Source organism: Bacillus sp. N1(2025) (genome assembly GCF_053470005.1).
Genome location: NZ_JBLTJB010000001.1, coordinates 195,712 through 216,648, shown reverse-complemented (window position 1 = coordinate 216,648; position 20,937 = coordinate 195,712). Strand labels below are relative to the sequence as shown.

The following is a 20,937-nucleotide window of genomic DNA, read 5'->3' as shown; positions in this document are numbered from 1 at the left end:
TTATCGTTTGAATGGAAAGACGAGCCTCGGGCTGTTATGATACACTGGTATATACAGTGAAAAGTGCCAAAAAAGGAGATTATATCGTGTCCCATTCTGTTATAAAAGTATCCGCTTCCGCTATGGAACAAATGAAACAATCCTATGCCGGCTCCCTTACTCCCGCCGTTCCGCAGGGCGCCGTCTTCCAGGCTAAGCCTCCGGGCTGTACCATTACAGCCTACCGCTCGGGCAAGGTTCTCTTTCAAGGAAAAAACGCCGGCACAGAAGCGGCCCGCTGGGGAACGGCTGAGGCGCCGAAAGCAAAGAAAACCGTCAAAAAAGCGGCCGACCCGCTCTACGCTCCCCCGGCGGGCATTGCCTCCATGTCAGTGATCGGCTCTGATGAAGTCGGAACAGGCGATTACTTCGGACCGATAACAGTTGCTTGCGCCTACGCCGACAAATCAAAGCTCTCTTTAATGAAAGAACTCGGTGTGAAGGATTCGAAGGATTTAAAAGATCCGCAGATTATTGAAATCGCCAAACTGTTAATTAAAACCATTCCTTACAGCCTGCTTGTGTTAAAAAACGAAAAATACAATCAGATGCAGGAAAAAGGCATGAGCCAAGGAAAAATGAAGGCGCTCCTTCATAATCAGGCGATTTCCAATCTGCTGAGAAAAATGAACGGCGTTAAACCGGAAGCGATTCTGATTGACCAATTCGCAGAGCCCGGCATTTATTTTAAGCATCTTTCCGGACGGGATATCGTAAAAGAAAAAACGTTTTTCAGCACGAAAGCGGAAAGCATACATCTTTCCGTCGCCGCAGCCTCTATCATTGCGCGATATTCTTTCTTAATTGAAATGGATAAGCTTTCCCGTGAGGCTGGGATGACGATTCCAAAAGGCGCGGGGCCGCACGTCGATGAAGCTGCCGCCAAGCTGATCATCAATAAGGGAGAAGGTGCGCTCAGAACGTTCACCAAACTTCATTTTGCCAATACGCAAAAAGCGAAACGCCTTGTTGAACGGAAGCGGTCATAATAAAAAAGCTTGCAGAGTGATCTGCAAGCTTTTTCTTTATCCTCTTAATACGGCCTGATACGTTTCTTCCAGCGCTTTCAGCACGTTTTCATGTACTTTTGTCACTTCTTCTTCTGTCAATGTTTGTTCAGGGTTAACATATTGGAGCGAGAAGGCGACGGATTTTTTGCCTTCTTCCATATGCTCACCTTCGTACACATCAAATACGGTGACTTCTTTCAGCAGCGCGCCGCCGGCTTCTTTGATCACGGCTTCGAGCTGTCCGCTTGTAACGGTTTTATCTGCCACAAGCGCAATGTCGCGCGTGACGGACGGGTACTTCGGAATCGGCGTATACACGACAGGTTCTGTTTCCTCGGTCAGAAGCGCGTGCAGATCAAGCTCGAACACATACGTTTCTTTGATATCCAGCTCTTTTTCCATTGCCGGATGCACCTGGCCGATAAATCCGGCAAGCGAACCGTTCAATAGAATGTTTGCCGTCCGGCCGGGATGCATGTTTTTGCGTTCTGACTGGACAAATTCAACCCGGTCTGACACATTCAATTGATGCAGCAGGCCTTCAACGATTCCTTTGGCGACGAAGAAATCAACCGGCTTTTTCTCACCCTGCCATAAATTTTTGCGCCACAATCCGGTTACAGCTCCGGCAACCCGTTCTTTTTCAACCGGTTTTGTGTTTTCTTCTTTCGTCAGAAATACAGAACCCGTTTCATATAAAGCAACGGAATCAGTCTGTCTGGCCAGATTGTATGAAACGGCTTCAAGAAGATTCGGCACAAGGCTGTGTCTGAGAATGCTTCTTTCTTCGCTCATCGGCAGAGCAAGCATCGTGTTGAATGATTTTTCGATCGCAAAAGCGGCCGCTTTTTTATCATTCGTTAATGAATAAGTGGTCGCTTGTGAAAGACCCGCTCCTTCAAGGAAACGTCTCACTTTCCGGCGTTTTGCCTGATACGGTGTCAAGCCGCCTGTCGTGCCGGCCGTTTCCGGAAGCGTGGACGGAATATTGTCATACCCGTACAATCTCGCCGCTTCTTCAATCAGGTCTTCTTCTATTCTAATATCTCCGCGGCGCGACGGCACCGTTACGACGAGAACGCCTTCAGCTTCACCGACTGCAAACCCGAGGCGCTTGTAAATGCTGATGATTTCTTCTTTAGCGATTGTCATGCCGAGCACGGCGTTCACTTTTTCAACAGACACGTGAATATTGTTTGCTTCGATTGTCAGATGGTTTTCTTCAACCGTGCCTGAGAGCACTTCTCCGCCGGCATATGCCTGAATGAGACTGCAGGCCCGTTCAGCCGCCAGCAGAACACGTGCCGGATCAATGCCTTTTTCATATCTGGCGCTCGCTTCGCTTCTCAGCCCGAGGTCTCTCGACGCTTTGCGGACGGTCTGTCCGTCGAAATAAGCGGCTTCCAGTAAAATCGCAGTGGTGTCTTCACGGACTTCAGACTCAGCTCCGCCCATGACTCCCGCAACGGCTTGCGCTTTTTTTCCGTTTGTGATGACCAAATGGCTGCTTGACAGCTTGCGCTCTTGTTCATCCAGCGTCACGATGGTTTCATTTTCCGCCGCTTTTCTGACGACGACCTCTTTTGAACCGAACCGGTCGTAATCGAAAGCGTGAAGCGGCTGTCCGTACTCAAGGAGGACGAAGTTTGTAATGTCCACGACGTTATTATGCGGGCGGATGCCTGCATTCATCAGCTTCGTCTGCATCCAAAGCGGTGACGGGCCGATTTTGACGTTTTTAATGATTTTTGCGGCATAATGCGGATTGGCCTGCGTATCTTCAACCTTAACGGAAACAGCATCCGCCGCTTTTTCTGCCGCTTTTTCATATGAAGCCTCCGGAAGTTTTACCTCTGCGCCGAGGATAGCCGCAACTTCATAAGCCACGCCAAGCATGTTCATCGCGTCGGCGCGGTTCGGCGTTAAGCCCAATTCTAAAATCGCATCATCAAGCTGAAGGGCCGCCATTGCGTCAGCTCCCGTTTCAGCATCATTCGGAAAAACGAAAATGCCTTCCGCATATTCTTTCGCCACGAGCTTGCTTTCAATGCCGAGCTCCTGAAGGGAACAGATCATGCCGTGAGACGCTTCGCCGCGCAGCTTGGCTTTTTTAATTTTGAAATTGCCGGGAAGCACGGCTCCGACCGTTGCAACGGCAACCTTCTGTCCTTTATCAACATTCGGGGCGCCGCAGATAATCTGCACGGGTTCCTCCGCACCGATATCAACAAGGCATTTGTTGAGTTTGTCGGCATTCGGGTGCTGTTCGCGCTCAAGCACGTGTCCGATGACAACGCCTTTTACGCCCTCCCCTTTATACTCGATACCCTCAACTTCAATACCGGCTCTCGTAATTTTTTCTGCAAGCACGGCCGGGTCGATTCCCTGCAAGTCAACGTAATCTTCTAACCATTTATAAGAAACAAACATGTGTATCCTCCTCTTACGCCTGTTTAAACTGCGAAATGAATCTGACATCATTGGTATAGAAATGGCGGATATCTTCAATGCCGTATTTCAGCATCGCGATACGTTCCACACCCATTCCGAAAGCAAAACCCTGGTATTCCTCAGGATTGAATCCGGCCATCTTCAGCACGTTCGGGTGAACCATGCCGGCGCCGAGAATTTCGATCCAGCCTGTTTTTTTGCAGACGGAGCAGCCTTGTCCGCCGCACTTAAAGCAGGTCACATCCACCTCGACAGAAGGCTCTGTGAATGGGAAAAAGCTCGGACGGAGCCTGATTTCACGATCTTGGCCGAACATTTTTTTGGCGACCAATTCAAGCGTGCCTTTCAGGTCGCTCATGCTGATTTTGCGGTCGACGACGAGACCCTCAATCTGCATGAACTGATGGGAATGTGTCGCGTCATCGTTGTCGCGGCGATACACTTTACCGGGACAAATGATTTTGACGGGGCCTTTTCCTTTATGCTTTTCCATCGTGCGCGTCTGCACCGGTGACGTCTGCGTTCTCATCAGCATTTCTTCTGTAATGTAAAAGCTGTCCTGCATGTCGCGGGCCGGATGTTCCTTCGGCAGGTTCAGCGCCTCAAAGTTGTAATAATCCGTTTCCACTTCAGGGCCTTCTTCGACGGTATATCCCATTCCGATAAATAAATCTTCAATTTCTTCAATAACGACCGTCAGCGGATGGCGTCCGCCGATGTTTACCTGACTGCCCGGCAATGTGACGTCAATCGTCTGGCTGCTGAGTTTTTTATTCATCTCTTCTTGTTCAAGCTGTTCATTTTTCGCCGTAATGGCTGCTGCAATGCGCTCTCTCACTTCATTGGCGAGCGCTCCCATTTTCGGGCGCTCTTCGGCGGACAGTTTGCCCATGCCGCGGAGAACTTCTGTAATCGGCCCTTTTTTTCCGAGATATTGCACCCGAATGTCGTTAACTTCTTTTAATGAACCCGCCGCTTCTACTTTTTCTGCAGCTTCCAGTTCGAGCTGTTTAAGCTTCTCTTCCATCATGCATCCTCCTTTTATGTAAACCAAACCGTTCTATGCCTTTTTCAGAAAACAAAAAAACCCGCCCCTTGAGAGAAGGGACGAGTTGTGGCCGCGGTACCACCCTTTTTAAGGCAGACTTCATCTGCCGACAGCTTCATTGACATAACGGAAACGATCGTTCCGGTTCACCTTTACGCGCGTTTGGCGCGGTCCCGGTGACAACTCGAGAGGTGAAAATCAATTTTTGTGCTGCGATAAAAATGCTTTCAGTCAGCGGCATTTTCTCCCTGGAAGGCAGTGTGTGCAAAAATTGACGTCCTCTGTCACGGTTTTTACATTATTGCTATCTATTATAGTGAAATCCAAGGCTTTTCGCAACCTATCCTCTGAGATGATAAACGAGGATGGCGGCCGCTACCGCCACATTCAGCGATTCCGCCTGCCCGTACAGCGGAACGTACAGGTTGAGATCCGTTTTTTGCAGAAGGCCGGCGTCCACTCCCGCCCCCTCGTTCCCGACGATTAACGCGAACGATTCTTCAGGCTTCACACTTTGATAAGCCGCACCGTTTTCAAGCGCCGTGCCGTAGATCGCGACGCCTTGTGATTTCAGCTCAACGGTAAACTCATCAAGCGGACGTTTCAAAATGGGAATATGAAAATGAGAACCTTGTGCTGAACGCAGCGTTTTTCCATTGTACGGGTCTGCTGTTCCCTCACCAAGGACAACGGCGTCGATTCCCGCCGCATCTGCCGTTCTGATCATTGTTCCTAAATTCCCCGGGTCCTGCACGGCATCAATCAGAAGCAGCCGCTTCAGCTGATCAGGCTGCTTATCCGGCATATGGCAGACCGCGGCGATCCGCTGCGGCGTTTCTGTTTCCGTCACGGCTGAAAACGCGTCTTCGCTCAGCACGTAGCACGGAATGCTCATGTCCAGATCGGCCGGGATGGCGCTCTCATCGTTTACGAGAATTTCTTTTACCGTTCCCTTTGATTTGAGCGCTTCTTCTGCCAGATGCTCTCCTTCTATCAGAAATGTATTCGTTTTAAGTCTCTCTTTTTTTGTGTGAAGTTTTTTCCAGTCCTTCACTTTTTGGTTTTTTGCAGAGTCGATTCGTTTCACTTTATGTCTGTGCTCTCCTTTTTTCATGCATGTTGTTATTATATCTTAAGAACAGCACATAATAAACCGCGTGCGCGGTAAGAATATGCGTATCACATTCAGAAAAAGGAGCGGTTGTAATGGATCTTAATTTACGCAACGCCGTTATTGCCAATGTAACCGGCAATAACCAGGATCAGCTGGAGCATACGATCGTTGACGCCATCCAAAGCGGTGAAGAAAAAATGCTTCCGGGCCTCGGCGTCTTATTCGAAGTTCTTTGGCAGCATGCGTCGGACTCAGAAAAAAATGAAATGCTCAAAACACTTGAAGGCGGATTAAAACCTGCGCAATAAGCATGAACCGGGTGATGGGACACCCGGTTTTTTTTGTATAATAATGGCGAGGGGGATCGCCATGCAGTTACAGCCGGAACTGGCAAAGAAATTGATTGCCGAAGTCAAACATATGTACAGCCGCGAAGTGATTATTGCCGATACAAAAGGGATGATCATCGCGGGCACCAACGAGGCGCGCGCCGGATGGTTTCATGAAGGCGCACTGATCTGCGCGCGCGAAAAACGGAATGTCATCATTACGAAAGAAGATGAAAAACGGCTCGAGGGCGTAAAAGCAGGACTGAACCTCCCCGTTTTTTCAGGCCATGAAGTGATCGGAGTATTCGGCCTGACAGGAGACCCTGACGATATCCTGCCTTTCGGAGAATTGCTCAGAAAAATGACGGAGCTGTTTATTAAAGAAACGCGCCATATGGAAGAAGCGCAGTGGCGAGCGAGAATGCTTGAATCCTTTATGGTTGATTGGCTGCAGCTGAAAGAATGGTCTCCGGGCTTTTTAGAAAAAGCAAAGCTCATCGGCGCAGACCTTCACGCATACCGCCGGATCATACTCATTCAAGGCCGTTATGAGCAATATAAAGCGGAGGAGCTCGGGCGGCTCTGGCAGTACGAATGCCCTGAAGACCTGTTTGTCCGCTGGGGAAATGAACGCATTCTCATTAATCATGAAGCAAATTCGGGTTCCAAAACACAGCTCATTAAAAAGATCGGCGCCGTTTTTGGGCAGCCTGTCACCGCCGGCATCGGACGGATCGTTCCGGGAGAGCGCCTCACGGAATCATACGAACAGGCAGATAAAGCACTTTCAGCCGGAATCGGTGACAAGCAGGCCGTCTTTGAAGAAGATTTAAAACTGGATATGTGTCTTGCCGATATCACACCCCGCACGAGGTCGGAATTTTCACGGCGGGTTCTCGAGCATGTACTCGGCCGGGAAGAACTTCTGGATACGCTGCGCGCCTTTTTCGACCGGCAATTATCGTTAAAGCGCACCGCCGACGACATGCATATTCATATCAACACATTGCGCTACCGTCTTTCCAAACTGGAATCACTGACAAATATGAAACTTGACCGCCCCGAAGACATAACGGCTTTTTATTTGGCGCTGCGCTTTTTAGATCAACATACAAAAAGCACGTAATCATATCATCATTTTTCATATGTTTCTCCATAGTGTGCGGAATCGTTTTTCTTTACAATTAAATGAAAACGCTTTTCTTATCAGGGAGGTTGGGAGAACATGATTTCACGAGAGGCAAAAGAAGCGTTCATCCGGACGGTCGGGAAGGAGAATTATGATGATTCGGCGGCGGGCCGTCTTGTGTATTCTTATGATGCGGCTCCTCAGCTGCAAGCCATGCCGGATGCGGTAATCGCCCCCCGCAGCGCGGATGACGTGTCGCGTATACTAACGATTTGCAGCAGGCATGACATTCCGATCGTGCCGAGGGGTTCAGGCACAAACTTATGCGGCGGCACATGTCCGTCTGAAGGCGGGCTTGTGCTTTTATTCAAACATATGAACCGCATTCTAGAAATCGATGAAGAAAATTTGACGGCAACCGTCCAGCCGGGCGTAATCACGCAAGATATGATCCGTGCGGTTGAACAAAAAGGTTTATTTTATCCGCCTGATCCGAGCAGCATGAAAATATCGACGATCGGCGGGAATATTAATGAAAATTCCGGCGGGCTGCGCGGTTTGAAGTACGGCGTCACCCGGGATTATGTCCTCGGCCTTGAAGCCGTCTTGGCTTCAGGCGATATCATCCGCACAGGAGGAAAGCTGACAAAGGATGTCGCCGGTTATGATCTGACCCGGCTTTTCGTCGGATCAGAAGGGACGCTCGGCGTTGTGACGGAAGCGACTTTAAAGCTGGTTCCGAAGCCGGAAACGAAAAAAACGCTGCTTGCACTCTATGAACATATTGAAGCGGCTGCGGAATCGGTTTCTGCCATCATCGCTGAAAAAATCATTCCGGCGACACTCGAATTTCTGGATCAGCCGACACTGCAGGTCATTGAAGATTACGCCAAGATCGGGCTTCCGACCGACGCAAAAGCGGTGCTGCTGATCGAACAGGACGGTGACATCGAAACGGTCAGACGAGATATGGAAAAAATCGAAGCCATCTGTAAAAACGGAGCAGCCGTATCCGTCCAAACGGCTGAAACCGAGGAAGAGGCATTCGCGCTTACAGAGGCCAGACGGTCCGCATTATCAGCCCTTGCCCGGCTGAAACCGACAACGATTCTGGAAGATGCGACCGTGCCGAGATCACAAATTGCCAGCATGGTCAAAGCCATTAACGAGATTGCAGAAACATACGGCCTGTCCATCTGCACATTCGGCCATGCCGGAGACGGCAACCTCCATCCGACGTGCACCACCGATATCCGGAATACAGAGGAGATGGAACGTGTCGAAAAAGCTTTTGCCGCCATTTTTGAAAAAGCGATTGAGCTGGGCGGGACGATAACGGGTGAACACGGGGTCGGCATCGTAAAAGCGCCGTATTTAGAAATGAAACTGAAAACAGAAGGCATCACCGCCATGAAAGCGATCAAACAAGCGCTTGATCCCCAAAATCTGCTGAATCCGGGAAAAATATTCGCCAATTCATCAAGGAAACGCGTGGTGGTGATGAAATGACCACGGCTAAAGAGCAGAAACAAATTCAAACAGAATTCAAAAACCGCATGGATGAAGGTGAATTGCTGAACTGTATGCGCTGCGGCTTCTGCCTTCCTTCCTGTCCGACCTATATCGAATCGGGATTTCAAGAATCCCATTCACCGCGCGGCCGGATCGCCCTGATGAAAGCCGTCACTGACGGACTGATCGAGCCGGATGAAGATGTCGAGCGCTCACTTTCGCTGTGTCTCGGATGCCGGGCATGCGAGCCCGTTTGTCCGGCAGGGGTCAATTACGGACAGCTGCTTGAAGAAGCGAGGGATATCATTCATCAAAATAAAAAACATAAGCCGGGCGTGCGCCTCTTGCGGAAAGCCGCCTTCACCGGGCTTTTCCCTCACCAAAACCGCATGCAGACAGCCGTGAATCTTCTCGGAATATACCAAAGATCGGGACTGCAGACCGCCGTCAGAAAAACCGGTATGCTTCGCGTTTTGCCTGAACATCTGCGCACAATGGAACAAGTGCTCCCGCCCGCCCCGAAACGGAAAGACATGAAGGAAAGGCCGCGTTTTCTTCCTGCCGCGGGTCCCGTCCAAAAACGGGCCGCTTTTTTCTCGGGCTGCTTAATGGATACGATGTTTTTAGCGACAAATCATGCGACAACGGCGCTTTTACAGGCGGCCGGGTGTGAAATCGCGGTTCCGGACGGCCAGGCGTGCTGCGGCGCGCTTCACGGGCACAGCGGAGAAAAAGAGATGGGAAAAGAACTGGCCAAGCGGAATATCGCGGCTTTTGAAGCGCTTGATGCTGATTATATCATTACAAACGCCGGCGGATGCGGCGCCTTTCTTCAGGAATATCCGCATTTACTGAAAGATGAACCTGGATGGGCGGAACGTGCCGGACAATTCGTCCGGAAGCTCAAAGACTTTTCATCCGTACTGGTTGATCTGAAGTTCCATCAAAAAAACCTGCGGGCACAGTCTCCTCATATCGTCACATATCAGGACTCCTGCCACCTCCGCAATGTGATGCATACGTCAGAGGAACCGCGCACGCTTTTGAAAAGCATTAAAGGGGCTGAGTACAGAGAAATGGAAAAGGCCGACAGCTGCTGCGGGTCGGCGGGAATTTATAATATAACAGAGTCAGAGATGTCTATGAAAATATTAGACAGCAAGATGAAAGCCGCCGGAAAAACGGAGGCGGCCGTCATCGTGACAGCCAATCCCGGATGCCTTCTGCAAATGCAGCTCGGCATTTTACGCGAAGGATTAACAGGCCGTGTCCGCGCGGTTCATTTGGCGGATTACCTTTTGGAAGCGGCGGATTTGTCATAAGATGAAAGCAGAGAGACCGATCGGCTCTCTGCTTTTTTTATGATGCTGCAATGTTCGGACGGCCGCGGATTTATCCGGGTATTGAAGCTTCCAGTCTGGCACTCGGATCACGCCATACATTCGCCCATTTTTTCACAGCCGCAATGATAATCACAAGCCCGAGAATGAGCATGATAATGGATAAAACGCCATTCAGCACGTTGTATCCCGCCGCTTCGGGGTTCAAATACACATACCGCACCATCCAATAACCCGCATAGTTGACGGTCACGTACAAATAAGCGAGAGGAATCAGGCATGTCAGCATATAGCGCCGCTTATCCGCTATTTTTAATACGACGGTCGCACCGATAATTAAGCCGACAGACGCCATAAGCTGATTGGATACGCCGAACAGCGCCCAAATGGAGCTGATGTCGCCCGAATACAGAAGATAGCCCCACAGCAGGCAGGCGAGCGCGCTTGAGAAAATCGAGCCCGGCAGCCAGTCTGTTTTTTTCAGCGGCTTATAGACCTCTCCGAAAAACTCTTGAATCAAGTACCGGGCGACACGGGTTCCCGCATCAATCGCCGTTAAAATAAACACCGCTTCAAACATAATGACGAATTGAAAAAAGTATGAAGCCAAATGACTGAAAAACGGAATCTCCGTAAAGATATACGTCATTCCGACGGCAAGCGTAACGGCGCCGCCCGTTCTTCCTTCCAGACTGAGCCCGATTTCTTTGCTCAATTCAGGCAGATGGACGACATTCATCCCGAGGGTGCGGAATATTTCAGGCGTGCTGTTAATAGCAAAATAGTCGGCGGGCTCAAGAGCGGCAGCTGCAATGAGCGCCATAATTCCGACGAGACATTCCACAAGCATCGCTCCGAAAGCAACCGGCTTTATATCACTCCATTTATCCAGCATTTTCGGCGTTGTGCCGGAACCGACAAATGCATGAAAGCCCGAAATGGCGCCGCAGGCAATCGTTATTGAAATAAACGGCCAGACAGGACCCGCGATCACCGGCCCTCCGCCGTGAATAAACTCCGTTACGGCAGGAAATTTAATGGCGGGATTGACGAAAAAGACGCCTGCGATCAAAGCGGCAAAAACCCCGATTTTCATAAAACTGCTTAAATAGTCACGAGGAGCCAGCAAAAGCCAAACCGGAAGCGCCGCGGCGAAAAACGCATAGAAAGGAAGCGCCACTGCAAGCGTTTTCGCATCCAGTGTCAGCATGTCCCCGAAAGCCGTTGTCTGCAGCTGCGGCCCGATTACAACACCGGCCATTAACAAAAGAAACCCGACAGTTGATGCGAGTTTGAGATTGCCCGTTTTTTTATAGTAGAGGCCGACCCCCATCGCGATCGGAATCGTAATCCCCACCGCAAACGTTCCCCACGGGTTTTTCTCAAGCGCGTGCAGCACAACCATGGACAGTCCCGCCATCGTGATCGTAATGATAAACAGCATCGAGAGACCCGTGCAAAAACCCGCCACCGGGCCGAGCTCTTCTTTGGCGACTTCAGAAAGCGTTTTCCCGTTTTTCCGCATTGATGCAAACAATACGACAATATCGTGCACGGCTCCTCCGATCACCGCCCCGATTAACAGCCATAAAAGCCCGGGCAGATAGCCGAACTGAGCTGCCAGAATCGGTCCGACAAGCGGGCCGGCAGCGGCGATTGCCGCGAAGTGGTGGCCGAATGACACCCACTTATTCGTCGGCACATAATCTTTCCCATCCTCAAGCACATGGGCCGGAGTCGGTGTCTGATCATTGATTTTTAATACTTTGACCATCATAAAGGTACCGTAAAGCCGATAGGCGATCGCCAAAATACATATAGACGCTATGACGATTGTAATCGCATTCATTTAATCCCAGCCCCTTTTCTCTTTTTCTAAATATTATCACAATTATCAGATAACAGGAGATGATTTTTGCGTAAAAAAAAGCCGGCAGCGCAGCCCGGCTTTTCGGAACATTATTTTCCTGATAAACGGATGACATTCCAGGACAGCGGAGTAAAATGAGCCGTTATCCCTTCAGCATTTGCCGAAGACGTTCCGTTGGAGTGCGGAATGACTTCTTTTCTGTTTTTTTGATTGGTCGCTTTCATATCCTGATGCTCCAGCACGATATGCTCAATAATGCGGTAATCTTCAAACCCTCTCAGCTTTATCTCCGTTTCCATCAGTTCCTTGCTTTTGTTGACGGCAAAAATGGTCAGTGCTTCATCCTCTTCATGGTAAACGGCCGCGGCATCAACATACGGCACATCCGTAAAGTCCGCTGAGTCGTATTTCGGGGAGGTAATCAGCAGCTTCATTGAAGTCCCTCTCCCGTAGACAGAGGCGTGCATGTAAGGATAAAAGATCGGCTGTCTCCATGCTTCTCCGCCCTTTTCAGTCATGATAGGCGCAATCACGTTGACAAGCTGGGCGAGACAGGCGATCTTCAGTCTGTCCGCATGCTGCAGCATCGTAATCAGCAGTGAACCGATCAACAGCGCATCTTCAAAATTGTAGATGTCTTCGAGGATCGGCCGGGCCGTAATCCATGGCTCCACTTTTTTATCCGCTTCATTTGAGTGATACCACACATTCCATTCATCTAAAGAAAGGTGAATCGTTTTTTTGCTGCGTTTTTTCGCTTTCATATAATCACATACGGCTGTGACGGATTTAATAAAATGGTCTAAATCCATCGACTTCGCCAAATAGTTCTCAAGATCATTTTCATGATTGCCGTAATACGTATGCAGTGAGATGTAATCCACATGCTCGTACGTATGCTCAAGCACCTCGGCCTCCCACTCGATGAAGGACGGCATGCCGCTGTTTGAGCTTCCGCAAGCCACCAATTCGATCGTCGGGTCCGTCCATTTCATCACCTTTGCCGTTTCAGCGGCGAGCCGTCCGTATTCATGCGCCGTTTTATGACCGATCTGCCAAGGGCCGTCCATCTCATTTCCTAAGCACCATGTTTTGATGCCGTAAGGTTTTTCATATCCGTGCGATTTTCGTAAGTCGCTCCAGTATGACCCTTCAGGATGGTTGCAGTATTCGACGAGGTTCCGGGCGGCATCGATCCCTCTCGTCCCGAGATTAACCGCCATATTCACTTCGGCGTTCACTTTTTTCGCCCACGTTAAAAATTCATTCGTCCCCACTTCGTTCGTTTCTGTCGTCTGCCATGCCAAATCAAGCCTCCGCGGGCGGTCCTTCACCGGTCCGACACCGTCTTCCCAATTGTAGCCCGAGAGAAAATTCCCTCCCGGATAGCGGATGAACGGCACTTGCAATTCTTTGATTAACTCCTGCACGTCTGTTCTGAAGCCGTCCTTGTCGGCTTTCGGGTGTCCGGGCTCATAAATGCCTTCATACACCGCCCGGCCCATATGTTCTATAAATGATCCGTACATCCGTTTGTCCACTTCACCGATGATATATTCTTTATCTGCTGTAATCCCCGCTTTTTTCATTATTTCCTCCCTCTCTCTATCCCTTCACTCCGCCTACTGTGAGGCCGGAAATGAAGTATTTTTGGAAAAACAAGAATATGATGATCACCGGCAGTATCGCAAAAACGGACCCGGAAATCAGCATGTCATAGTTGTTGCCGTACGGACTCAGCAGCCCTGAAAGTCCGATTGGAAGCGTAAACATTTCTTTCGACCGAAGCACGATCAGCGGCCATAAAAAGTTATTCCAGCTGTTTAAAGATTGAAGAATGATCATTGCCCCGAATGCCGGTTTCATGAGCGGCGCCATAATTCTGAAAAAAATGCCGAATTCGGTGCAGCCGTCCATTCTCGCTGAATCAAGCAGATCCTTCGGAAGTCCGAGCGCATATTGCCGGAAAAAGAACACGGCGACAGGCGACACAATAAACGGCAGAATCACTCCCGTATAAGAATCGATCAAATGAAGACCCACCGTCAATTTGAACAACGGAAGCATCATCACTTCAAGAGGCACCATCATAATGATCAGCACAAGAACGAAAATAATATTTCTGCCTTTAAATTCGTAGACACCGAGTCCGTAGCCGATCAAAGAGGAAAAAAACAGCGTGAGAACCGTGGTGAGAACGCCGAGCAGCAGGCTGTTAAAAAACCATTTGAAATAAATGCTCCCCCCGTTGAACAAATAGGTGTAGTTATCAAGGCTCATTACATCCGGATCAAGACGCAGATTCAGCCCGATGCGCATCAGCTCAGATGACGGCTTTAAAGAACCGAGCAATAGACAGATCATCGGAAAGATATACAACAGGCTCAGCATGATAAAAAACAAGGTAAACGCGACTCTGTACACGGAAAACATGTAATTGTTACGCAACGCTTATCCCTCCCCTTTAAACGAACCGGACAGTTTCAGTGAAACAAGGCTGACTAGTAAGATGACAAGCAAAAGGACAATTCCGATTGCGGCCCCGTACCCCATTTCGTTGTATGCAAGCCCCTGCTGATATAAATAACCGACAAGTGTGAGGCCGATATTGCCCGGGGAATTATTCTGCCAAAGCACATAGCTTTCCTCAAACATTCTGAAACCGCCGATAATACTGATCGTTAATACATAAACGGACACCGGCTTTAAAAATGGAAGGGTAATATGCCGGAACTTTTTCCACGTACTCGCCCCGTCAATTTCAGCCGCTTCATACAATTCTTTCGGCACGTTTTGCAATCCGGCCAGAAAGTAAAGAATGTTAATGCCCATCCACCTCCATGACGCAAGCAGCACCATTAAAAACATGCCGGTACCTTTGTTGTTGAGCCAGTTTTGGGGTGATGCGCCAAGCTTCATCATCAGCTCGTTTGCAAGCGACGTATTCATTTCTCCGAACATCAGACGGAAAATAATCCCCGCTACGATCGTCGATGTTAAAGCCGGTACAAACAGAGCCGATTTAAACACATTTCTGAACCTGACGAGCTTCGAATTCAGAATCACCGCCAAAAGAAGCGGCACCGGAATCAGCACGATCAGCGTCCAGAAGGTATATTCCAATGTGTTAAATAATGCCGTATAAAAGGTTGGATTAAGAAGAGCGGTATAATTGGAAAACCCGACAAATGTAATTTCTCCCGGCAGTATCCGCTGAAAGCTCATGATAAACACGCTGATGATCGGATACAAAAAGAAAACGAGAAACGAAATGATAAATGGCGCCGTAAAAAGATAAGGCGCCGCTTTTTTTGAATACAGCACATTGCGCCGGCGCGGCTTCTTCCGGACTGCAGAAACGGTTTGTGCTGTCTCTGTCTTTACAGGTCTCATAAAAGCTCCCCCGCTTTCACTGTTAAATAGGACGGCTTCTCCTATTTCTCTAATTGCTCTGCCGCCTCGTCCAAGGCTTCCTTAGGTGTTTTTTCCTGCGTCTTCAGCGCATCGAACAGCACTTGTCTGACAACGAGATCAGCCGCTTTAGAGAAGTCTTCATGCAGATAAATCGGATTGATCTCATCTTTTATTTCAAGGAGCGAGGAAAAAATTGACGTACCGTTCCGGAAGAAATCCGTGTACTTGTTTTTCTCCTTCAATTCTTTTGAATCCCACACGTCCCAGCGGAGCGGGTCAAAGCCGAGCACCGTCCAAAGCTTTATATTCCCTTCCTTCGAACCTTTCGCAAAACCGAGAAATTCTTTCGCGAGCTTCAGATGTTCAGCCTGCTTCGGCACGACGGTGGCTGTTCCGCCTAAACCCGCTGATCTGTCACCGCCTTCTTTCCAGGCCGGCATAGGGTAAATCGCCATTTTTCCTTTTAAATCAGGCATATAATCGATAAACCGTCCCATGTACCAAATGGGCATCAGCACTGAGGCTGCCCCGCCCTGATTCATAAAACCGTAGTATTCTTCGCTGTGATGGCCGCCGCCGGGAGCCGGCAGAAGGGTTTTATCATTTACCATGTCCTTTACGTAATTCAGTGTGTCTGTATTCGTCTTGCTGTTCAGAATCAATTTTCCGTTTTTGCTGTAGTAGCCTGACCCTTGCTGCGAAATCATGGATAGGAATGTGGCGGAGTCGTTTGTTTCAACCGTTCCCATCGGTTTCCCAGATGCTTCATGCACTTTTTTCCCTGCCCGCCGGTAATCTTCCCATGTCTTAATGGAGGCGGGATCAACGCCCGCTTTTTTCATAATATCCATGTTGTAAAACATGACGGTCGTCCCCACATGTGTATCAAGGCCGTACAATTTTCCGTTTTTGCTGTACAAGGCCAGACGCGCTTCCACAAACTTATCGCGGTCTTTTTCAATCAGCGGCGTCAGATCGGCAAGCGGGATATCCTTCCCCTTCAGAAAGTTCGAGAACCGGCTTAATTCCACGTCGGCTATATCGGGAAGCCCCTCACCCGCGATCAGCGAAACCGATAAATTATCATGCATTTGTCCATAAGGATAAACAACGGTATTCAGCTTGATTTTGCGCTCCGGATATTTCTGATTCCATTCTTTGACCATTTCCTGATAAAACTGTTCGTGCAGACCGTTAAACGTCCAAAACGTCAGCTCCGTTTCTCCCGGCTGGCCGGCAGTCCGTTCTTGTGAACAGCCGGCGGTAAACAAGAAGAGCATCATCAGCACCAAACATACAGCGGTCGTTTTTTTCATGTCATTACCCCTTCCACTTTAGGCCGTGCGGCTATTGATGCAAATGATGTGCAAAGAGCGCTGCATTTTCATTTATGATGGTTAAACCGGTATAACGGTCTCTCAGTGTGTGCGCATGCTTAAGCGCATCGCTGACAAGGTCCTGTTTTACACCGATCTCATCAAAACAGGCGGGACCCCCCGCAGATGTGAGCCACCCGGCAATTGTTTTGCCGTCGGGAAGCCCTTCATATGCAGATTGAATCGCCTCGCGAAAGTGCGGCGGCAGTTCAGCAAGCTTTTCGTGACAAGCCAGTTCTTTGTAAATATCACTCAGCACCGCGCACGCACAGCCGACCTTCGCACCGTGGAGAATCGGAGGCTGTTTTGCCTTCAGCATTTCCATCTCAATCCAATGCGAGATGTGATGTTCTCCTCCTGAGGCGGGGCGGGAGTGGTCAAGCGCAAGCATGACAAGACCCGAAACGATCAGCGCTTCCATCAGTATCTGAATGCCGGCCTCCGTTCCCATGGCAATGTCAGCGCGGTGATCAATGCACTGCCAAAGCGCGTCTTTCACAAGCTTCGCCCCGGCTTCTGAGTACGGCTCACCCGCTAGCCTGCTGGAAATCTCCCAATCTGCCAGCGATGTTATTTTTCCGAGCATGTCTCCGAAGCCCGCGGCTGTCATTGAACGGGGCGCTTCTTTTAATACATTCGTATCCGCAAATAAGGCGATCGGCGCTTTCGTTTGAATCGTCGTTTTGATTCCGTTTAATATGAGCGGCGCTCCCGCCGATGTAAAACCGTCGACTGACGGAGCGGTGGGGAATGAGATAAACGGCAATCCGCGCTGGCAGGCGGCAAACCGTGTAATGTCGTGAATCGTTCCTGAACCGGCCGCAATGATGACATCCGTCTCTTCCGCGAGATTGATCAGCGTATAGACCAATGTCCTCTCATCAGCCGCGGCGGTCCCGGCTTCATGCTCCGGAATGATGACTTTTGACGCTTTGATCCCGCCTGCCCTCAATTCGTCCGCAAGCAGACGTCCCGCCGCCTCGTACGTGTTCCGGTCACAGACGATGACCGGATGATTCCAGCATTTTTTTTGCAGAAATGTGAGAAGCTCTTCTTTTGCATTCGACCCGATCACGATATCTTCTATTTGAATCGGTGAGCGGCTGGCCCCTTCCTTGTCAAACTCGGATTGAATGTCCTCAGGAGAACGTTTCATAAAAGGATTCCCTCCTTCGCTAATTCTGTCAGGTCTTTAATAGAATCAAGGACGATGTCAGGTTCATATAGACGGGGCTCCCCAAGTTTGGCCGCCCCCGTCAGAACCAATACGCTTTTCATTCCGTACAGCCTGCCCATTGCGATATCAGATTCGAGGCTGTCTCCGATAATGGCGCATTCCTCAGGGGGAAGTCCGAGCGCTTCACATGCCGCCTCAGCCATCAGCCAAGACGGTTTGCCGATGACAAGCTCCGTTTTTGCTCCGGCGGATGCTTCAATGGCCCCGATCATTCCCGCGACGTCCATGGCATGGCCGCCTTCATTCGGAAAGGAGCGGTCCCGGTTCGTGGCGATGATACGCGCGCCGGAGGAAGCCGCCTTAAAAGCGAGATTCAGATCCTCATAGGTGACGGTTTCATGCAGGGAGATGACAAGCCAGTCTGCCGCCTGCGGGTTTTGCGCCAAGGCGACACCCGCTAAAGCGAGTTCATCAGTCAGCCCTTTCTCTCCTAACACCCACACCTTTGACAAAGGATAATGCTTCTTTAAAAATGATGCCGTCACACTGGAGGACAGCACGATGCTCCGTTCATCCGTGCGGATACCGGCACCCAGCAGTTTCTTTCGGCACATTGCTCTTGATAGATTGCCGCGGTTGCTTAAAAAGACAACGGCTTTGCCCAGTGACTGAAGGGTATGAACGGCTTCTTTTGCGCCGTCAATCAGCTCCCGCCCCCTGAATACGGTTCCGTCTAAATCAATCAGAAACCCGGCTGCGTCAAGTTTGGCCATAATAAGCATTCGCCCCGTGTTTTCTGTAAAAATGCTTATCATGCAGCACTCTGTCGATCGGACTGAGCTGTTTGTTCAGCATAAGCGAATGGTAGGCCATTTCCGCTACCGTTTCGAGCACAACGGCGTTATGCAGGGCATTCAGCGCGTCCGTTCCCCAGCAGAACGGGCCGTGGCTGTGGACGAGGACACCCGGATTTTGTTCATACGGTTCGTTTTGAAAGGTTTCGGCTATGACTTTGCCTGTATGATATTCATAATCTTTCACAATTTCTTCTTCATACATTTCCCTCGTACAGGGTATAGCGCTTTCAAAGTAATCCGCGTGAGTCGTTCCGAGAGCGGGTATGTCTCTTCCGGACTGTGCCCAGCTCGTCGCCCAGCGGGAATGAGTATGAACGATTCCGCCGATAGCCGGAAACGCTTTATACAGATAAAGATGGGTCGGCGTGTCAGAAGACGGTTTCAGCGAGCCTTCGAGAATGTCTCCGTCCTCATTCAGGACGACCAGTTTGTCAGCGGTCAGCTCACTGTAATCGACACCGCTCGGTTTAATGACGATTCTCCCGCTCTCTCTGTCAATGCCGCTGACATTCCCCCATGTAAACGTGACAAGGTTATGTTCCTCAAGCTTCAGATTGGCGGCGAGCACTTCTTCTTTTAACGCTTCAAGCATGGCGGCTCCCTCCTTTTGCAAAATCACGGTTTTTAATGGCTTTCAGGCGTTTCATGACATTGTTTTCTTTGCCGAAGTAGTGTACGAGCTCTTTATATTCCGCATATAAATTGTCATAAATCTCAGCTCTTTCCGGGTTCGGGGCATAAAAGCCGTCTTTTAATTTCCCCATATGCGCGCATGCTTCAGCAATATTGGAGAATCCCCCGTTTTCCCGTCCCGCGGCGAGTGCTCCGAAAATCGCGGAGCCCAGTGCAGGCGCCTGCGGAGACCCGGATAATTTAATATCCATATTTGTGACGTCTGCATAAATCTGCATGACAAACGGATTTTTTTCGGCGATTCCTCCGGCTGCGTAAAGCTCTTCGACCGGAACGCCGTTTTCCCGGAACGTTTCGATAATCATCCTCGTTCCGAACGCCGTCGCTTCAATCAATGCCCTGTAGATTTCTTCCGGCTTCGTGTGCAGCGTCATGCCAAGCATCATGCCCGTCAAATCGGCGTCCACCAAGGTTGACCGGTTTCCGTTCCACCAGTCAAGCGCGAGAAGGCCGCTTTCCCCCGGAACAAGTTCAGCTGCTTTTTTGCTGAGCAGCTCGTGAATGTCTATGTGTTTATCCTCAGCTTCCTTCTCATAGTCTCTCGGAACACACGTTTTGACGAACCATTCAAAGTGGTCGCCGACACAGGACTGCCCCGCTTCATATCCCGCATATCCGGGCAAGATGCCGTTATTGACGACCCCGCACATACCGGGGACGATATGTTCTTCGTCGCCGAGCAGCACATGGCAGGTAGACGTTCCCATGATCATCAGCATTTTCCCCGGCTCTGTAATACCGACCGCGGGCACTGACACATGAGCGTCGACATTGGCGACGGCAACGGCCGTCCCCGGCAGAAGCCCGGTTAGCTCCGCCATTTTTTCGGTTAAACCTCCTGCTTTTTCCCCGACTGAATAAATGGTGCCGCTTAATTTATCCTTTGTAATCGTTTTCATTAACGGGTTGAGCTTTTCGAAAAAATGATCCGGCGGATACCCCGTCTCCTCATTCCAGATTGCTTTGTAGCCGGCCGTGCAGTTGCTTCGCTTCAATGAACCGCACAATTGATAGACGATCCAGTCTGCCGCTTCCACAATCCGATCTGCCGCCTCGTATATATGCGGCGCTTCTTCCGCGATTTGCATGATTTTCGGGATCATCCATTCAGAAGAAATTTTACCGCCGTATCTTTTAAGGAATGTTTCTTTTGTGTCTTCGGCAATCGTGTTCAAACGGTCTGCATGTTTTTGAGCCGCATGATGCTTCCACAGCTTCACATAACTATGGGGCTCCCGTTCAAATTCCGGCAGCATACAAAGCGGCTGCCCCGCGCCGTCTATCGGCAAAATCGTGCAGGCGGTAAAATCAATTCCTATGCCGATCACGTCTTTTGGATCAGCGCCCGCCTGCTTAAGCAGGTTCGGAATCGCCGTTTCCAGAACTTCGATATAATCGGCAGGATGCTGAAGCGCCCAGTCCCGAGGGAGTTTTTCACCCGTCTTCGGCAGCGTGCGGTCGATGACGGCATGAGTGTATTCTTTTACCGCAGACGCGATTTCTTCGCCCGTGCGGACATTGACAAGCACTGCCCGGCCGGACAATGTGCCGAAATCAACACCAATCGTATACGCCATA

Annotated in this window: 17 protein-coding genes; 5 read left to right on the top strand and 12 right to left on the bottom strand. The window is 49.9% G+C overall.

Features of this window, described 5'->3' with window-relative positions:
• Nucleotides 1-86 precede the first annotated feature (86 nt).
• Nucleotides 87-1,028, top strand: a complete 942-nt coding sequence (rnhC, locus tag ACNFN4_RS01135; protein ID WP_007408113.1) for a ribonuclease HIII — start codon at nucleotides 87-89, stop codon at nucleotides 1,026-1,028.
• Nucleotides 1,029-1,064: 36 nt separating this feature from the next.
• On the opposite strand, the gene pheT is transcribed toward rnhC, so the two are convergent.
• The 3 genes from pheT to ACNFN4_RS01120 all read right to left on the bottom strand — a co-directional run bounded on the left by pheT (nucleotide 1,065) and on the right by ACNFN4_RS01120 (nucleotide 5,635).
• Nucleotides 1,065-3,479 (bottom strand): phenylalanine--tRNA ligase subunit beta, encoded by a 2,415-nt coding sequence (pheT, locus tag ACNFN4_RS01130; protein WP_103526713.1) that lies wholly within the window; start codon nucleotides 3,477-3,479, stop codon nucleotides 1,065-1,067.
• A 13-nt stretch (nucleotides 3,480-3,492) separates the two neighbouring features.
• The gene (gene pheS, locus ACNFN4_RS01125; protein WP_003152530.1) at nucleotides 3,493-4,527 is read right to left on the bottom strand and encodes a phenylalanine--tRNA ligase subunit alpha; all 1,035 of its coding nucleotides are present in this window, start codon (nucleotides 4,525-4,527) and stop codon (nucleotides 3,493-3,495) included.
• A 361-nt stretch (nucleotides 4,528-4,888) separates the two neighbouring features.
• A complete protein-coding gene (locus ACNFN4_RS01120; protein WP_094031880.1) occupies nucleotides 4,889-5,635 on the bottom strand; it encodes a TrmH family RNA methyltransferase in 747 nt (248 codons plus the stop codon).
• Between the two features lie 119 nt (nucleotides 5,636-5,754).
• On the opposite strand from ACNFN4_RS01120, the gene sspI reads away from it, so the two are divergent.
• The 4 genes from sspI (at nucleotide 5,755) to ACNFN4_RS01100 (ending at nucleotide 9,954) form a co-directional block, all read left to right on the top strand.
• Nucleotides 5,755-5,970, top strand: coding sequence for a small acid-soluble spore protein SspI (gene sspI / locus ACNFN4_RS01115; protein WP_003152527.1), 216 nt, complete (start codon nucleotides 5,755-5,757; stop codon nucleotides 5,968-5,970).
• A 61-nt stretch (nucleotides 5,971-6,031) separates the two neighbouring features.
• Complete coding sequence (locus ACNFN4_RS01110) at nucleotides 6,032-7,117, top strand: CdaR family transcriptional regulator (protein ID WP_352426547.1); 1,086 nt, start codon at nucleotides 6,032-6,034, stop codon at nucleotides 7,115-7,117.
• A 99-nt stretch (nucleotides 7,118-7,216) separates the two neighbouring features.
• On the top strand, nucleotides 7,217-8,629 hold the full coding sequence (glcD, locus tag ACNFN4_RS01105) for a glycolate oxidase subunit GlcD (RefSeq protein WP_021494418.1): 1,413 nt from the start codon (nucleotides 7,217-7,219) through the stop codon (nucleotides 8,627-8,629).
• On the top strand, nucleotides 8,626-9,954 hold the full coding sequence (locus ACNFN4_RS01100) for a (Fe-S)-binding protein (protein WP_103526712.1): 1,329 nt from the start codon (nucleotides 8,626-8,628) through the stop codon (nucleotides 9,952-9,954). Before glcD ends, ACNFN4_RS01100 begins: the two co-directional genes overlap by 4 nt.
• Nucleotides 9,955-10,024: 70 nt before the next feature.
• Here the strand turns inward: ACNFN4_RS01100 and cstA are convergent, their stop codons facing one another.
• The 9 genes from cstA to araB form a co-directional block, all read right to left on the bottom strand.
• Complete coding sequence (cstA, locus tag ACNFN4_RS01095; protein ID WP_448199945.1) at nucleotides 10,025-11,821, bottom strand: carbon starvation protein CstA; 1,797 nt, start codon at nucleotides 11,819-11,821, stop codon at nucleotides 10,025-10,027.
• A gap of 110 nt (nucleotides 11,822-11,931) precedes the next feature.
• Nucleotides 11,932-13,431 carry an arabinosylfuranosidase ArfA gene (gene arfA, locus ACNFN4_RS01090; RefSeq protein ID WP_021494420.1) on the bottom strand — a complete coding sequence of 500 codons (1,500 nt, stop codon included), beginning with the start codon at nucleotides 13,429-13,431 and terminating at the stop codon, nucleotides 11,932-11,934.
• A gap of 16 nt (nucleotides 13,432-13,447) precedes the next feature.
• Complete coding sequence (locus ACNFN4_RS01085; RefSeq protein WP_007612991.1) at nucleotides 13,448-14,275, bottom strand: carbohydrate ABC transporter permease; 828 nt, start codon at nucleotides 14,273-14,275, stop codon at nucleotides 13,448-13,450.
• 18 nt (nucleotides 14,276-14,293) lie between these two features.
• Entirely contained in the window at nucleotides 14,294-15,235 is a 942-nt protein-coding gene (locus ACNFN4_RS01080) for a carbohydrate ABC transporter permease (RefSeq protein WP_007408105.1), read from the bottom strand.
• 41 nt (nucleotides 15,236-15,276) lie between these two features.
• Nucleotides 15,277-16,572 (bottom strand): ABC transporter substrate-binding protein, encoded by a 1,296-nt coding sequence (locus ACNFN4_RS01075; protein WP_029973347.1) that lies wholly within the window; start codon nucleotides 16,570-16,572, stop codon nucleotides 15,277-15,279.
• Between the two features lie 31 nt (nucleotides 16,573-16,603).
• Nucleotides 16,604-17,788, bottom strand: a complete 1,185-nt coding sequence (locus tag ACNFN4_RS01070; protein ID WP_025649711.1) for a sn-glycerol-1-phosphate dehydrogenase — start codon at nucleotides 17,786-17,788, stop codon at nucleotides 16,604-16,606.
• Complete coding sequence (locus tag ACNFN4_RS01065; RefSeq protein ID WP_370530869.1) at nucleotides 17,785-18,591, bottom strand: HAD-IIA family hydrolase; 807 nt, start codon at nucleotides 18,589-18,591, stop codon at nucleotides 17,785-17,787. Before ACNFN4_RS01065 ends, ACNFN4_RS01070 begins: the two co-directional genes overlap by 4 nt.
• The gene (gene araD / locus ACNFN4_RS01060) at nucleotides 18,569-19,258 is read right to left on the bottom strand and encodes an L-ribulose-5-phosphate 4-epimerase (protein WP_003152509.1); all 690 of its coding nucleotides are present in this window, start codon (nucleotides 19,256-19,258) and stop codon (nucleotides 18,569-18,571) included. Before araD ends, ACNFN4_RS01065 begins: the two co-directional genes overlap by 23 nt.
• Nucleotides 19,251-20,936, bottom strand: coding sequence for a ribulokinase (gene araB, locus ACNFN4_RS01055; RefSeq protein ID WP_017418323.1), 1,686 nt, complete (start codon nucleotides 20,934-20,936; stop codon nucleotides 19,251-19,253). Before araB ends, araD begins: the two co-directional genes overlap by 8 nt.
• Nucleotide 20,937: the final 1 nt, after the last annotated feature.

Coding starts and splice junctions, on each gene's coding strand:
- araB (WP_017418323.1), bottom strand. CDS start 20,936: ATGGCGTATACGATTGGTGTTGATTTCGGCACATTGTCCGGCCGGGCA.
- ACNFN4_RS01070 (WP_025649711.1), bottom strand. CDS start 17,788: ATGAAACGTTCTCCTGAGGACATTCAATCCGAGTTTGACAAGGAAGGG.
- ACNFN4_RS01080 (WP_007408105.1), bottom strand. CDS start 15,235: ATGAGACCTGTAAAGACAGAGACAGCACAAACCGTTTCTGCAGTCCGG.
- pheT (WP_103526713.1), bottom strand. CDS start 3,479: ATGTTTGTTTCTTATAAATGGTTAGAAGATTACGTTGACTTGCAGGGA.
- pheS (WP_003152530.1), bottom strand. CDS start 4,527: ATGGAAGAGAAGCTTAAACAGCTCGAACTGGAAGCTGCAGAAAAAGTA.
- ACNFN4_RS01085 (WP_007612991.1), bottom strand. CDS start 14,275: ATGTTTTCCGTGTACAGAGTCGCGTTTACCTTGTTTTTTATCATGCTG.
- sspI (WP_003152527.1), top strand. CDS start 5,755: ATGGATCTTAATTTACGCAACGCCGTTATTGCCAATGTAACCGGCAAT.
- araD (WP_003152509.1), bottom strand. CDS start 19,258: ATGCTTGAAGCGTTAAAAGAAGAAGTGCTCGCCGCCAATCTGAAGCTT.
- ACNFN4_RS01110 (WP_352426547.1), top strand. CDS start 6,032: ATGCAGTTACAGCCGGAACTGGCAAAGAAATTGATTGCCGAAGTCAAA.
- glcD (WP_021494418.1), top strand. CDS start 7,217: ATGATTTCACGAGAGGCAAAAGAAGCGTTCATCCGGACGGTCGGGAAG.
- arfA (WP_021494420.1), bottom strand. CDS start 13,431: ATGAAAAAAGCGGGGATTACAGCAGATAAAGAATATATCATCGGTGAA.
- ACNFN4_RS01100 (WP_103526712.1), top strand. CDS start 8,626: ATGACCACGGCTAAAGAGCAGAAACAAATTCAAACAGAATTCAAAAAC.
- ACNFN4_RS01075 (WP_029973347.1), bottom strand. CDS start 16,572: ATGAAAAAAACGACCGCTGTATGTTTGGTGCTGATGATGCTCTTCTTG.
- cstA (WP_448199945.1), bottom strand. CDS start 11,821: ATGAATGCGATTACAATCGTCATAGCGTCTATATGTATTTTGGCGATC.
- ACNFN4_RS01065 (WP_370530869.1), bottom strand. CDS start 18,591: ATGCTTATTATGGCCAAACTTGACGCAGCCGGGTTTCTGATTGATTTA.